Genomic DNA, 13,252 nt, shown 5'->3' with positions numbered 1-13,252 from the left:
ATTGCGCCTGCCGGTCAGATCACTTCACGGAATCTATTTCATCTGATGACCCCGACGATTTCTCGTCTCGCTCTCGCAGCCCTCGCCCTCTCCGCGTCCATCCTGTCCGCCCAGCCAGCGCTTGCCGCGGTCGCCTGCGGCTCCGGCAATTTCGACGCCTGGCTTGCCGACTTCAAAGCCGACGCTGCGGCCAAGGGCATCTCGCAGCAGGCCATCACCGCCGGGCTTGCCGGCGTGACGCTCGACCAGAGCGTGCTCAATCGTGACAAGTCGCAAAAGGTCTTCACCCAGACTTTTGAAGAGTTTTCCGGCCGCATGGTGCCGCCGCGGATGACGCGCGGCTCCAACATGATGAAGCAATACGGCTCGGTGCTCTCGCGGATCGAGCAGACCTACGGCGTGCCCGGCGAGGTGCTGGTCGCGATCTGGGGGCTCGAGACCGATTTCGGCGTCAACACCGGCAAGTTCGCCACCATCCGCTCGCTGGCGACGCTGGCCTATGACTGCCGGCGTTCCGAGCAATTTCGTGCTGAGCTGATGGATGCGCTGCGCATCGTCCAGCGCGGCGACCTGGCGCCCGGCGACATGAAGGGCGCCTGGGCCGGCGAGCTCGGTCAGACCCAGTTCATGCCGTCGTCCTGGATGAAATATGCCGTCGACTTCGACGGCAACGGCAAGCGCGATCTCCTGCACAATGCGCCCGATGTGCTGGCGTCCACCGCCAATTATCTCGCCGGGTATGGCTGGCAGAAGGGTAAGGATTGGCAGCCCGGCAGCCCGAACTTCGCGGTGCTCCAGCAGTGGAACAAGAGCGAGGTCTATTCGAAGACCGTGGCCTATTTCGCCACTCAGCTCGCGCGCGCTCCTTAAGACAACACTCTGCAAACGCATAGGGCCGATCGCCCGGCGACCGGCCCTCTCTTGAGTGCGTTTACCTACCCGTTTACTTGCCCATGGTGGCGTGCATCGCCTTGTTCAAATGCGCTCCGCACACACCCATCTTGCCATTGAGGAGCGCGTCCTGCGCCGCAGCGATCTCCTTCTGCGCGACGAACTTGCTGTCGCCGTCGGCCATGGCTTCGATCGCGGTTTCGGTCTTCTCCAGATTGGCCGAGCTGCAGCCGCCCATGGCGTGCTTGGCGGCCTGGGCCGGCGCGACGGCGAATGCGACGGCGGCAATTGCGATAACCCCGAGTAACTTCGTCATGATGTTACTTTCCTTCTCTTGTTCTTGAGACAGATCCAGCGACATTGCCGGAATCTGCGGCATGACTTTCCTCCGGGCGCGGCAACTTGCCGCAATAAATTCCCCGCGAGAATTGCGTGATGTTGCGCGCTGCGCAGAGGCGCATGCGAAATTTCTGATTTTCATTACAACTTGGTAATAAAACCACACCCCTGACGTGTGCGCACCGCGCCGGGAGAGGTCAAGACGCGAACCACGCCCGGATCAGCTCCCTCTGTCCCTGCCGGTTCCTTGGTCTCCGTCGTTCGGCCCACCGGCTAAAGAGCTGACGAATCGGTGGTGGCGCCCCATCGAGGAGCTGTCTGCTCGTGCTCAGCCCGCCCCTTATAATGAATTAATGTTCATTCTTTAGACTCAACCACACATGCGATTCGCGCATGCGAGACTTGGGCCCAGTAGCTGACCGGTCGCCTTGCGTGGGAGGGGAACACGACTTATTTCGGTCTCGAAGGGAACCGCGATTGTAATCATAAGCCCGTGTATTCACGGACATTTATGACAATCTGACGTCTCGCTCGCCCACTCTTGTGCGAGCTTGCCTCCGGGTTAATCGTCCGTTACCGGCGCTATGCATCCGACGCTTAGCTGCATCGCAACATCGGAACTTTCGCAGTGCACCACTCTCATCTATATTCATTTCAACGATGAGGCCTTGGGAAAGGCTGAATCGAACTACAGGAGACTACCAATGCTGCTCTCGCTCATCCGCATGATCCAGGCTTTCCGGGACTATCAGCGCAATGTTGCCGAGCTGTCCCAGCTCAGCGATCGCGAACTGGCCGACATCGGCCTCGATCGCTCGGACATCCCGCGCGTTGCCGCCGGTCAGTATCAGGGCTGATATCGTTCAGCCCTTACCGGACGAACCGATAGCGCCCGCCTCGTGCGGGCGTTGTCGTTTCTGATGGCAGAAAACTCGATCTCGGCGATTCCACTCTGCGCCGAAAAGCGCTACCTGTCCGCCCCATGACAGGACCCCAATCGAACATCGTGCACGTGATCGGTGCCGGCCTTGCCGGTTCCGAGGCCGCCTGGCAGGTGGCGAAATCCGGCGTGCCCGTCGTGCTGCATGAGATGCGGCCGACCCGCATGACCGAGGCGCACCGCACCGACGGTCTGGCCGAGCTCGTCTGCTCCAATTCGTTCCGCTCGGACGACGCCGCCAACAACGCCGTCGGCCTGCTGCATGCGGAGATGCGCCGGCTCGACTCGCTGATCATGCGCGCGGCTGACGCCAACCAGGTGCCCGCCGGCGGCGCGCTCGCGGTCGACCGCGACGGCTTCTCGGCCGCCGTCACCAAGGCGCTGAACGACCACCCCCTGATCGAGATCGCCCGCGGCGAGATCGCGGGCCTGCCGCCGGCCGACTGGAGCAACGTCATCGTTGCGACCGGTCCCCTCACCTCTGCCCCCCTCGCCGATGCCATCCGCGAGCTGACCGACGAGAACGCGCTCGCCTTCTTCGACGCGATCGCGCCGATCGTGCATCGCGAGTCCATCGACATGTCGGTAGCCTGGTTCCAGTCGCGCTACGACAAGGTCGGCCCCGGCGGCAACGGCGCCGACTACATCAACTGCCCAATGACCAAGGAGCAGTATGACGGCTTCGTCGGCGCGCTGATCGCCGGCGAGAAGACCGAGTTCAAGGAGTGGGAGACCAACACGCCCTATTTCGACGGCTGCCTGCCGATCGAGGTGATGGCGGAGCGCGGCCCCGAGACCCTGCGCCACGGCCCAATGAAGCCGGTCGGCCTCACCAACCCGCACGATCCCGCCACCAAGGCGTACGCGATCGTGCAGCTGCGCCAGGACAACAAGCTCGGCACGCTCTACAACATCGTCGGCTTCCAGACGAAGCTGAAATATGGTGAGCAGCAGCGCATCTTCCGCACCATTCCCGGGCTGGAGAAGGCCGAGTTTGCCCGCCTCGGCGGCCTGCATCGCAACACCTTCCTCAACTCGCCAAAGCTGCTCGACGGCCAGCTGCGCCTGCGCGCGCAGCCGCGGCTGCGCTTCGCCGGCCAGATGACGGGCTGCGAGGGCTACGTGGAATCCGCCAGCGTCGGCCTGATCGCCGGCCTCTACGCGGCAGCCGACGCCCGCGGCGAGACGCTGGCGAGCCCGCCGGGCACCACGGCGCTGGGATCGTTGCTCGGCCACATCACTGGCGGCCACATCGAAACCATCGAGCCGGGTACCCGCTCGTTCCAGCCGATGAACATCAATTTCGGCCTGTTTCCGCCGCTCGCGAGCGCACCGACCAAGAAACCGGACGGCACGCGGCTGCGCGGCAACGAGAAGACGGTGGCCAAGAAGCAAGCGATGAGTGCGCGGGCGCTCGCCGATCTCGATCGCTGGATCGCCGATCACCTGCGCATTGCCACCGCGGCGTGAGTTTCAGATGAGCCTCCCCAAAGACGACGCCGCGACCTTGTCGGCGCGCTGGACCGAGGGCGTTCTGCTCAAGCGCGACGTGTTCTCGACCGTCGAGCGCGGCCGCTTCCGCGGCGAGAACGGCGAGGTTGACGCGGTGCTGCGCCGGCTCGATGAAGTGCCATGGTGGTCCTTCCTGCTGGCGCGCCATCTGTTCGCGCGCGAGAAGCATGCGCTGGCGCTCGCAAAGGGCCTGAACGTCGGCCCCGAGCTGCTGTGGGCCGGACGCCGCGCGCTCGTGCGTGGCTTCGTCGACGGCGTCGCGCTGCATCTGGCAAAGCCCCATGGCGACCTCGCCTATTTTCGCTCGGCCAAGGCGGTGCTGCGCCGGCTGCGCCGCGCCGGCATCTGCCACAACGATCTCGCCAAGGAACAGAACTGGCTGGTCGGCCGCGACGGCCTCGCTTACGTGACCGACTTCCAGCTCGCAGCGTGCTTCAAACGGCGCGGCCGGCTCTATCGCATCCTCGCCTATGAAGACCTCAGGCATCTGCTCAAGCACAAGCGCTCCTACGCGCCCGAGGCGCTGACTCCGCGCGAGCGAAAGGTCCTTGCGAAGAAGTCGTTCGCCGCGAGCCTGTGGCTTGCCACCGGCAAGAAGGTCTATCGCGCCATCACCCGCGGCCTGTTCAACTTCACCGACCGCGAGGGCGGCGGCCGCCGGCTCGTCAACGATGCGCCGGTGCTGGCCGAGCTGATCCGCAAGAATCCCGCCGTGCGCGATACCGCCATCGTCGCCTTCGCCGACCGCCGCTCGGGCGTCGGGCTCTATGCCTTCGTCGAGGCCGATCAGGCCACGCTCGAAGGCCAGCTCCGCAACGAGCTGACCGCCGCGAGAGGCCCGAAGCCGCCGGAACACATCCAGGTCGTGCACGCCCTTCCGCGCGATCCCAGCGGCAAGCCGCGCACGGAGATCCTGCAGCTGGTCGCCATGAACCAGCTCGACCTGATCGAGCCGATGATGAGGAACGACCAGGATCGCGCCTTCCTCAAGGACATCCTGGAGCAGCGCAAGAACCTACGCGACCGCTTCAATTTCGAGGCGGACCTGCCAACCACCTAGCGCGGGGCCCTGTGCCTTGAAGCGTCCACATTGGCAATAGAGAAGCGGTCGAACGAAGGCAGGCTTTGGCGGAATCATGGGGACGCGGGGGACGACGATGCATGGTGTGGTTGGCGGCCTGATCGCCAGCCTTCTGCTGCTGGTGGCCGCCCCGGCCATGGCCGAGTCTCCGGCCGAGCAGATCTCGAGCTTCCGCCTCAAGCACGGTGAAGTCCGCGTCGTCCGCGACGCAACGCTGGACCGCATCGCCATGGACCAGGCGCGCGCGATGGCGGCGAAGGACGACCTCAGCCATGATGCCCTCGGCCCGTTCAACCGGCGCGTCGCCCCGGCCGGCGCGGGCCGCGCCGCCGAGAACATCGCCTATGGCTACGACAATTTCGAGAAGACGCTCGGACAGTGGATCGACTCCTCCGGGCACCGCAAGAACCTGTTGCTGCACAACGCCTCCCGTGTCGGCATCGCCAGTGCCAAGAACGCCAGCGGCAAGCGCACCTATTGGGCGATGGTGATCGCCGGCGATTACGAGCCCAAGGGCAAGAAGAAGAATAAAGATAAGGAGCCGCTGGTCGCCGTGAAGCGCGAGACTGCACCCGCGAGCAAGCCTAAATCCAGCGGCTGCCACGTCAAGCTGCTCAGCCTCTGCATCTGAGGTCGGACGATTTCAGCCGCGGCGCGCGGCCTCGATCGCTGCGACGTCGATCTTCGTCATCTCCATCATCGCATCGAACGCGCGCTTGGCCTCGGCACCACCGGCGGCAAGCGCTTCGGTCAGCATGCGCGGCGTGATCTGCCAGGAAACGCCCCATCGGTCCTTGCACCAGCCGCAGGCGCTCTCCTGCCCGCCATTGCCGACGATGGCGTTCCAATAGCGGTCGGTCTCCTCCTGATCGTCGGTGGCGATCTGGAATGAGAAGGCTTCGTTGTGCTTGAAGATCGGCCCACCGTTGAGGCCGAGACAGGCGACGCCGGCGACGGTGAACTCGACCGTGAGCACGTCGCCAGCCTTGCCAGACGGATAGTCGCTCGGCGCGCGGTGTACGGCACTCACCGTGCTGTCGGGGAACGTCGCGGCGTAGAAGCGGGCAGCCGCCTCGGCATCCCTGTCGTACCAGAGGCAAATCGTGTTCTTCGCCATCGTGTATCCCCTTCGGTTTCAAGACGATCGCACCGACATTCGTTGAGAACGGATAGTGGCGCGATCTTCTTCACGCTAGATACCCTCTTGGATGCGCGCCACCAAGGCGCGCCGATTGCCGCAGCCCTACCGTGCTGGTTCCGCCAAATCCTTGGCTTTCAAGTCGCGCGGCAGCACCGTCAGCAACAGGACTGCACAGAGCGCGCACAAACCACCGATGACGTAGAGCGCGGGCGTCGTGCTGCCGGTCCAGTCCTTCACCGACCCGACCATGACCGGGCTGACGATGCCGCCAACCTGCCCCAGCGTATTGATGAGCGCGATCCCGCTCGCTGCGCCGGCGCCGGCGAGAATCTTCGGAGGCAACGTCCAGAAGGTTGGAATGGCCGCAACCACACCACCGCCAAGGATCGCGAGCGCGCCAACCAGCGTGACCACGTTCCGGTCGAATGCGCCGGACGCGAAGAAGCCGACCGCTGCGGCCAGGATCAGGCCCGCGACGAACTTCGGGCGCTCGCCCGAGGCATCCGACAATCGCCCGACCACGATCATGCAGATGGCGCCGCAGATGTAGGGCACCGCCGTGAGGAAGCCAATCGCAGCCGCGCTGCCACCGCCGGCCGCCTTGATCAGATCGGGCGCCCAGAAATTAAGGCCGTAGGACGCGATCTGGATCAGGAAGTAGATGAAGCCGAGCAACAGCACGCCGGGCATGAGCAAGGAGCGCCACGCCGAATGCTCGCCGATTTCGCCCTTCTGGCGATCCAGCTGCCCCGAGATCAGCCGCCGCTCGTCATCGCTCAGCCATTCGGCCTGCTCGATCCCGTCATCGAAGCGCAATAACACGACGATGCCGAGCGCGACGCAAGGAATGCCGCCGGCCAGGAACAGCCACTGCCAGCCGGCGAGGCCATGCAGCCCGTGCAGATAATTGAGGATGAGACCCGAGATCGGTGCGCCGATGATTCCCGAGAATGCGGTGGCGAGAAAGAACACGGACGTCATGCGGCCGCGATGCGATTTTGGAAACCACAGTGTCAGATAATAGAGAATGCCGGGCGCAAAGCCGGCTTCCATCGCGCCGATCACAAAGCGCAGCGCGTAGAACTGCCACTCGCTGTTGACGAAGACCATGGCGGCCGTCGCCAGGCCCCAGGAGATCATGATGCGGGCGATCCAGCGCCGTGCGCCGAAACGATAGAGCAGCATGTTGCTCGGCACTTCCAGCAGCACATAGCCGACGACGAACAGGCTGGCGCCAAATCCGTAAGCCGTGTTGCTGAGGCCGAGATCGGCCTGCAATGCGGCCTTGGCGAAGCTGATGTTGACGCGATCGAAGAACGCGAAGAAGTAGCAGACGATGATCAGCGGCATCAGCCGCCACGCGATCTTCTTGATGACTTGATGCTCGGTAATTCCAGTATCGAGGTCGGCCGTCGTCGCCGTTGCAATCGTCATGGTTTCCTCCAATTTGCTTTAAGATTTTGATTGGCGGCCGCTCAGCCAGAGCGCCGCAGTCGTTCGGGTATGGGATGCAGATCGAGAGGACGGCCGGCCTTGGCGACCTGCCCCGGCACCTCATGTCCAACCAGTCCGGGCAATCGTAACGACAGATCGATCAAGCGCTGCAGATCGAGACCGGTCCGCAAGCCGATCTCATGGCAGAGATTGACGAGGTCTTCGGTACAGACATTGCCGGTGGCGCCCGGCGCAAATGGACATCCACCGAGACCGCCGAGGGCCGCATCGAAGCGGCGCGCGCCGGTGTCGTGGGCCGCGAGGACATTGACCAGTCCGAGCCCGCGCGTGTTGTGGAAGTGAAGCGTGAGCATGTCCGCGGGGACGAGCATCAGGACCTCGGCCACCAGCTGCGAGACCTGGTTGGGATTGGCCATGCCCGTGGTATCGGCAAGCGTGACGCCGTCGACACCGAGGTCGAGATAGCGTTTGACGATGTCGAGAACCTTCTTGAACGGCTGAACGCCCTCGAACGGACAGCCGAACCCGGTCGCAACCGTGGCGTTGACCATGGCACCACCGGCATGGGCCGGCTTCACGGTCTCGGCGAGCGCAGCGAGCGATTGCGCGTGCGTCATGTTCATGTTGGCGCGATTGTGCGTCTCGCTCGCAGACATCACGAAATTCAGTTCGTCAGCGCGGGCCGCCACCGCCAGCTCGGCGCCCTTCCGGTTCGGCACGAGCGCCGTGTAGATCGTGCCCGGACGGCGTTCGATGCCGGCGAAGACGTCCGCCGCGTCGCGCAGCGACGGGACCGCGGCCGGCGACACGAACGACGAGACCTCGATGCGGCCGAAGCCGATCGCGGACAGCGAATTGATGAGCCGAACCTTGTCGCTGGTCTCGACCCATTGCGCCTCGATCTGGAGGCCGTCGCGCGGGGCCACCTCCTGGATCATGATATCGGGCGGTGTTGCCATCATTGCACCGCTCCGCTGCGGCGCAGCTGCGCGATATCGGCAGGCTGCAGGCCAAGGGCCGTCAGCACCTCGTCGGTGTGCTGTCCCAGCGTCGGGCCGGACCATCTGACCGCGCCGGGCGTGTCGGAGAGCTTTGGCGCGATGCCCGGCATCTTCACGGTGACGTCGCCCGGCAGCTCGGTCGGCAGGATCATGTCGCGGGCGGCGTAGTGGGGATCGTCAACGATATCGGCGACCGAATAGATCCGGCCCGCAGGAACATCAGCCGCATCGAGGCGCGCGAGGATCTCGTCCATCGTCCGCTCCGACGTCCACGCGGCGATGGCGGCATCGAGCAAGGCGTTGCTGCGGACGCGTCCGTCATTGCTGGCGAGCGCCGGATCGTCGGCAAGGTCCGGACGGCCGACCACCTGCATCAAGCGCTTGAAGATCGCATCACTATTGCCGGCGATGACGACGTGGCGGCCATCGGAGCTCGGATACGTATTTGAGGGACTGATGCCCGGGAGGGCCCCGCCGGTGCGGGTCCGGACGTGCCCCATGAGATCATATTCGGGGACGAGGCTCTCCATCAGATTGAACACGCTCTCGTAGAGCGAGACGTCGACGACCTGCCCTCGCCCCTGCCCGGTCTTGACGCGCAGCAGCGACATCAGCGCACCGATCACGCCGTGGAGCGAGGCGAGGCTGTCGCCGATGCTGATGCCGACGCGGGCCGGCGGACTGTCCGGATCACCCGTGGTGAAGCGCAGTCCGCCCATGGCCTCGCCGATTGCACCGAACCCGGAGCGGTCGCGATAAGGCCCGGTCTGCCCATAGCCGGAGATGCGCACCAGCGTAAGGTCGGGGTTGAGCTTCGACAGCACATCCCAGCCGAGGCCAAGTTTCTCGAGGCTCCCCGGCTTGAAATTCTCGATCACGACATCGGCTTGCGCGGCCAGCCGCAGCGCCACGTCGCGTCCATCCGGCGATTTCAGATCGATCGCGATCGACTTCTTGTTGCGCGATTGCAGATACCACCAGAGCGAGGTGCCCTGATGCAGCTTGCGCCATGTGCGCAAGGGATCACCGCTGCCGGGCTGCTCGATCTTGATGACCTCAGCGCCGAACTCGGCGAATAGCCGCGCAGCAAATGGCGCAGCGATCAATGTTCCGAGTTCGACGACCCGTATTCCTGATAGTGGTCCGTCCACGTTCGGCGCTCCTCGATCTTCTTTGATCGTGGTGTCGCCGAGCGCAGGGTCTTATGTCCAATATCCTTTGATGAACACGCGTTCGCGGACGACGAACGAGGTTGAGGCCGGCGTCAATGCGGCCTGCCAGGCGATCGCAGATGCTCGAGCATCAGCTGGCTCGTCGCCGACAATCCTGCCGGATCTCGCGCGACCAGCACCAGCTCGCGATCGGCCCAGTCGTCCGTCAGCTCGATCGCCGTCAGGTTCATGCCGTGACTGAGGACCTCGAACGCACGGTCCGGAATGAGGCCGATGCCCATGCCGGCCTGCACCATCCGGCACACCGCATCGAAACCCGGCACATGGACTCGCAGCCGGATCGACTTGCCGATCTGCTGTGCGGTGTAGTGCGAACGAAGATAGATCGAGCTGGTCGCAAACAGGCCGACATGGTCGTAGTCGAGCGTATCGGCGAACGACACGTCCGTCGCGCCCGCAAGCGGATGATCCGTGCGCACCACGATGACGAGGCGATCCCGCCGGTAGGCGAACCGCTCCAGCCCGCGGGTCGAGACATCCGCCGAGCAGATGCCAATCTCGGCTACGCCCTCCTCGACGCCCCGAACGACATCGGCGCTCGGACGCTCCTGAAGGTCGAGGCGCACCAGCTCGTGCGCGCGGAAGAAGCCGGGCAGATCGTCGGGAAGGAACTCGACGATCGACGACAGATTGGCCAGCATCCGCACATGCCCGCGCACACCCCTCGCGTGCTCGGCCATGTCGACGGCGATCTTTTCGACGTTGAGCAAGGTCACCCGCGCATGATGCAGCAGCGATTCGCCGGCCGGCGTCAGCGCCATGCCGTTGGGATGCCGCTCGAACAGGGCGACCTCGAGCATCTCCTCAAGGTCATGCATGCGCTTGCTGACGGCCGACGGCGCGATCGCCTCGCGCTGGGAGGCGCGCGTCAGATTGCCCTCTTCGCAAATGGCGATGAACAGCCTGAGGGTCGTGAGGTCGATCCGTCGGGCGATGTTGATCTTGGCCGCCCCGCTCGCTGGGCGCGACGATTGCGATTTCTCTTGCATGGTCGGTTTCTCATCCGGGAGGATATCGCGTTCGGCGCCCATGGATTTCTCAAAATCCGGGGCGGGCGCCCTCCGGTTTGGAATCTGATACCAATAGGAGGCAGCAATCTGCGATTTTGTTCCAAGCGGCGCATCGCTTGCTCGCGCTTGTGATCGCGCCTAATTCAAATGACCGGGATAGCAGTGGCGGAGACCAGCACTTGATCGACATCGACCAGATTCGTGCCGACACGCCGGCCGCCGGCCGGCTCGCGTACCTCCACAATGCCGGAGCGGCTCTCATGCCGACCGCCGTCGTCAATGCCATGAAGCAGCATATTGATCTGGAGAGCGAGATCGGAGGCTATGCCGCCGCCGACCGCGAGGCCGAACAGCTCGATGCGGTTTACGGCTCGGTCGCACGCCTGCTGAATGCGGCGCCCGACGAGGTCGCCCTCATGGAGAACGCGACGGTCGCCTGGCAGATGGCGTTCTATTCGCTTCCATTTCGCCAGGGCGATCGGATCCTCACCGCCGAAGCGGAATATGCCGCCAACTATGTCGCGTTTCTTCAAGTCGCGAAACGAACTGGCGCGACGATCGATATCGTGCCGAGCGATGCCAGCGGAGAGCTCGATGTCGCCGCGCTCGAACGCATGATTGACGCGCGCGTGAAGCTGATCGCGATCACCTGGGTCCCGACCAATGGCGGGCTGGTCAATCCCGCGGCGGCGATCGGCAAGATTGCGCGGGAGCACGGCGTTCCCTACTTGCTCGATGCCTGCCAGGCCGTCGGCCAGATGGAGGTCGATGTCGAGGCCATCGGCTGCGACATGCTGTCGGCGACGGGGCGCAAATTCCTGCGCGGCCCGCGCGGCACCGGCTTTCTCTATGTCCGCCGCGCGCTGCTGCAGCAGCTCGAACCGCCGATGATCGACCATTTCGCGGCGCCGTGGGTCGCACGGAATGAATACCGGCTGCGCGACGATGCGCGCCGTTTCGAGACCTGGGAGAACAACTACGCGGCCCGGCTGGGGCTGGGCGCTGCCGTGGACTACGCCCTCGATATCGGTCTTGGCCCGATCGAGCAGCGCTGCCACCTGCTCGCCGATCGCCTGCGTGCCGGCCTTGCATCCATTCGTGGCGTCACAATTCGTGACCTCGGCCGCACGCCGGGCGCGATCGTCAGCTTCACGATGGAGGGGCATGAAGCGGATGCCATCGTCCGCAGCGCCGCTGCGGCCGGCATCGCCATCGGCGCTTCGGATCCGGCGAGCACCCGCATCGACGCCGAAATCCGCGCGCTGCCGCCGCTCGTGCGCGCATCCCCGCATTACTACAACACGGAAGCCGAGATCGATCGGCTTGTCGATCACCTCGCGGGTTTGGCGGCGCGGTAGCGGCGCGCACTGCTCAGGTGCAGCGCGCGCTCAGTCCGGATGCACTGAGCCTCGCCATGACCTCGTCGAGATGCGCGGCGTCGCGGGTCTCGATGACGAGTTGCAGCAGGGTCGCCTTGGCCGGCAGGTCGGAGAAGGTCCGCTGATGCGAAACCTCGATGATGTTGGCGCCAGCCTCGGCCAGCAGCCCCGCCACCGCAGCGAGCTGCCCGGGCCTGTCGGGGATATCGAGCGACAACTGGGTCAGCCGCCCCTCGCGCGCGAGCTCGCGGGTGAGAACGGATGCGATCAGCCGCGTATCAATGTTGCCGCCGCTCAGCACCAGGCCAACTTTCTCGCCGGCGAAGCGGGAGGGATCGGACATCAGCGCGGCAAGGCCGGCGGCGCCGGCGCCCTCGACGACCGTCTTCTCGATCGAGATCAGGGTCGCGACCGCGCGCTCGAGCTCGGCTTCGTTCACGAGCGCGATGTCGTCGACGAGGCCGCGGACGATCTCGGTGGTGATCTTACCCGGCGACTTCACCGCGATGCCTTCGGCGAGCGTGTCGCCGCGTGCCGGCAGATTGCCGTCGTGGATGGCGTTGTACATCGAGGGATAGAGCCAGGCTTCGACGCCCAGGATGCGCAGCGACGGCTTGATCGACTTGGCGGCGATGGCGATGCCGCTGATCAGCCCGCCGCCGCCGATCGGGACGACCAGCGTATCGAGCCCCGGCACGGCCTTGAGCATCTCAAGGCCAACGGTGCCCTGGCCCGCGATCACCAGCGGATCGTCGTAAGGATGGACGAAGATCATGCCGCGGGCTTCGCCATGGCTGCGCGCAAACGCCGCCGCCTCTTCCAGAGTTTCGCCCGTGACCACCACTTCGGCGCCATGGTGCCTGGTGTTCTCGATCTTCACCATCGGCGTGCCCACAGGCATCACGATGGTGGCGGGAATGCCGAGCGCCTCGCATGATAAGCGACGCCCTGGGCGTGGTTGCCCGCCGACATCGCGACGACGCCGCGCGCACGCTCTTCCGGCGTCAGCGCGGTGAGCCGGTTGAGCGCGCCGCGCTCCTTGAACGAGGAGGTGAACTGCAGGTTCTCGAATTTCAGCCAGATGTCGCAGCCGCAGATGTTGCTCAGCGTGCGGCTGTAGCTGCAGGGCGTCTCGACGACGGCGCCGCGGATGGTCTCGGCGGCGGCATGGATGTCGCGAGGTGTGACCGGATAGCTACCGAGATCCGCGGACATGTTTTGGGACAACTCAGCCATAGGACAGCATAGAGCATTTAGCCGGCTCAGGCGAT

At 64.8% G+C, this 13,252-nt stretch carries 12 protein-coding genes and 1 pseudogene; 6 read left to right on the top strand and 7 right to left on the bottom strand.

Going from position 1 to position 13,252, the window contains the following annotated elements; genetic code table 11:
* Positions 1-45 precede the first annotated feature (45 nt).
* Complete coding sequence (locus tag FOM02_RS11485) at positions 46-870, top strand: lytic murein transglycosylase (protein WP_027559303.1); 825 nt, start codon at positions 46-48, stop codon at positions 868-870.
* Between the two features lie 73 nt (positions 871-943).
* Here FOM02_RS11485 and FOM02_RS11480 read toward each other — a convergent pair whose 3' ends face one another.
* A complete protein-coding gene (locus FOM02_RS11480) occupies positions 944-1,270 on the bottom strand; it encodes a hypothetical protein (RefSeq protein ID WP_027559304.1) in 327 nt (108 codons plus the stop codon).
* Between the two features lie 664 nt (positions 1,271-1,934).
* Between FOM02_RS11480 and FOM02_RS11475 the strand changes: the two genes are divergently transcribed.
* From FOM02_RS11475 to FOM02_RS11460, 4 genes are all read left to right on the top strand, one after another.
* A complete protein-coding gene (locus FOM02_RS11475) occupies positions 1,935-2,087 on the top strand; it encodes a DUF1127 domain-containing protein (protein ID WP_007590701.1) in 153 nt (50 codons plus the stop codon).
* A gap of 125 nt (positions 2,088-2,212) precedes the next feature.
* The gene (gene trmFO / locus FOM02_RS11470) at positions 2,213-3,640 is read left to right on the top strand and encodes a methylenetetrahydrofolate--tRNA-(uracil(54)-C(5))-methyltransferase (FADH(2)-oxidizing) TrmFO (protein WP_027559305.1); all 1,428 of its coding nucleotides are present in this window, start codon (positions 2,213-2,215) and stop codon (positions 3,638-3,640) included.
* 7 nt (positions 3,641-3,647) lie between these two features.
* Positions 3,648-4,742 (top strand): serine/threonine protein kinase, encoded by a 1,095-nt coding sequence (locus tag FOM02_RS11465; RefSeq protein WP_027559306.1) that lies wholly within the window; start codon positions 3,648-3,650, stop codon positions 4,740-4,742.
* Between the two features lie 97 nt (positions 4,743-4,839).
* Positions 4,840-5,394 (top strand): CAP domain-containing protein, encoded by a 555-nt coding sequence (locus FOM02_RS11460; RefSeq protein WP_027559307.1) that lies wholly within the window; start codon positions 4,840-4,842, stop codon positions 5,392-5,394.
* Positions 5,395-5,406: 12 nt separating this feature from the next.
* On the opposite strand, the gene FOM02_RS11455 is transcribed toward FOM02_RS11460, so the two are convergent.
* From FOM02_RS11455 to FOM02_RS11435, 5 genes are all read right to left on the bottom strand, one after another.
* Complete coding sequence (locus FOM02_RS11455) at positions 5,407-5,880, bottom strand: VOC family protein (RefSeq protein ID WP_027559308.1); 474 nt, start codon at positions 5,878-5,880, stop codon at positions 5,407-5,409.
* A 126-nt stretch (positions 5,881-6,006) separates the two neighbouring features.
* Positions 6,007-7,338: an MFS transporter gene (locus tag FOM02_RS11450; protein ID WP_027559309.1), complete on the bottom strand. Its 1,332-nt coding sequence runs from the start codon at positions 7,336-7,338 to the stop codon at positions 6,007-6,009.
* Positions 7,339-7,379: 41 nt separating this feature from the next.
* Complete coding sequence (locus FOM02_RS11445) at positions 7,380-8,321, bottom strand: hydroxymethylglutaryl-CoA lyase (protein ID WP_027559310.1); 942 nt, start codon at positions 8,319-8,321, stop codon at positions 7,380-7,382.
* Positions 8,318-9,511, bottom strand: coding sequence for a CaiB/BaiF CoA transferase family protein (locus tag FOM02_RS11440; protein ID WP_027559311.1), 1,194 nt, complete (start codon positions 9,509-9,511; stop codon positions 8,318-8,320). The genes FOM02_RS11445 and FOM02_RS11440 overlap by 4 nt, the downstream gene beginning before the upstream one ends.
* Positions 9,512-9,624: 113 nt before the next feature.
* A complete protein-coding gene (locus tag FOM02_RS11435; RefSeq protein ID WP_051378460.1) occupies positions 9,625-10,581 on the bottom strand; it encodes a LysR family transcriptional regulator in 957 nt (318 codons plus the stop codon).
* 200 nt (positions 10,582-10,781) lie between these two features.
* Between FOM02_RS11435 and FOM02_RS11430 the strand changes: the two genes are divergently transcribed.
* Positions 10,782-11,960, top strand: a complete 1,179-nt coding sequence (locus FOM02_RS11430; RefSeq protein WP_027559313.1) for an aminotransferase class V-fold PLP-dependent enzyme — start codon at positions 10,782-10,784, stop codon at positions 11,958-11,960.
* Positions 11,961-11,973: 13 nt separating this feature from the next.
* Here the strand turns inward: FOM02_RS11430 and FOM02_RS11425 are convergent.
* Positions 11,974-13,217: pseudogene (locus FOM02_RS11425) on the bottom strand (threonine ammonia-lyase).
* Positions 13,218-13,252: the final 35 nt, after the last annotated feature.

The organism is Bradyrhizobium sp. SEMIA, from assembly GCF_014844175.1.
In the GTDB taxonomy this organism is placed as follows: Bacteria; Pseudomonadota; Alphaproteobacteria; order Rhizobiales; family Xanthobacteraceae; genus Bradyrhizobium; species Bradyrhizobium arachidis.
Note: the sequence above shows the minus strand (reverse complement) of the source record. Positions and strands in the feature narration are given on the sequence as shown.

What these genes read in the sequence shown, in the direction of transcription:
- FOM02_RS11485 (WP_027559303.1), top strand. Translation starts at nt 46, where the DNA reads ATGACCCCGACGATTTCTCGTCTCGCTCTCGCAGCCCTCGCCCTCTCC.
- FOM02_RS11480 (WP_027559304.1), bottom strand. Translation starts at nt 1,270, where the DNA reads ATGCCGCAGATTCCGGCAATGTCGCTGGATCTGTCTCAAGAACAAGAG.
- FOM02_RS11475 (WP_007590701.1), top strand. Translation starts at nt 1,935, where the DNA reads ATGCTGCTCTCGCTCATCCGCATGATCCAGGCTTTCCGGGACTATCAG.
- trmFO (WP_027559305.1), top strand. Translation starts at nt 2,213, where the DNA reads ATGACAGGACCCCAATCGAACATCGTGCACGTGATCGGTGCCGGCCTT.
- FOM02_RS11465 (WP_027559306.1), top strand. Translation starts at nt 3,648, where the DNA reads ATGAGCCTCCCCAAAGACGACGCCGCGACCTTGTCGGCGCGCTGGACC.
- FOM02_RS11460 (WP_027559307.1), top strand. Translation starts at nt 4,840, where the DNA reads ATGCATGGTGTGGTTGGCGGCCTGATCGCCAGCCTTCTGCTGCTGGTG.
- FOM02_RS11455 (WP_027559308.1), bottom strand. Translation starts at nt 5,880, where the DNA reads ATGGCGAAGAACACGATTTGCCTCTGGTACGACAGGGATGCCGAGGCG.
- FOM02_RS11450 (WP_027559309.1), bottom strand. Translation starts at nt 7,338, where the DNA reads ATGACGATTGCAACGGCGACGACGGCCGACCTCGATACTGGAATTACC.
- FOM02_RS11445 (WP_027559310.1), bottom strand. Translation starts at nt 8,321, where the DNA reads ATGATGGCAACACCGCCCGATATCATGATCCAGGAGGTGGCCCCGCGC.
- FOM02_RS11435 (WP_051378460.1), bottom strand. Translation starts at nt 10,581, where the DNA reads ATGCAAGAGAAATCGCAATCGTCGCGCCCAGCGAGCGGGGCGGCCAAG.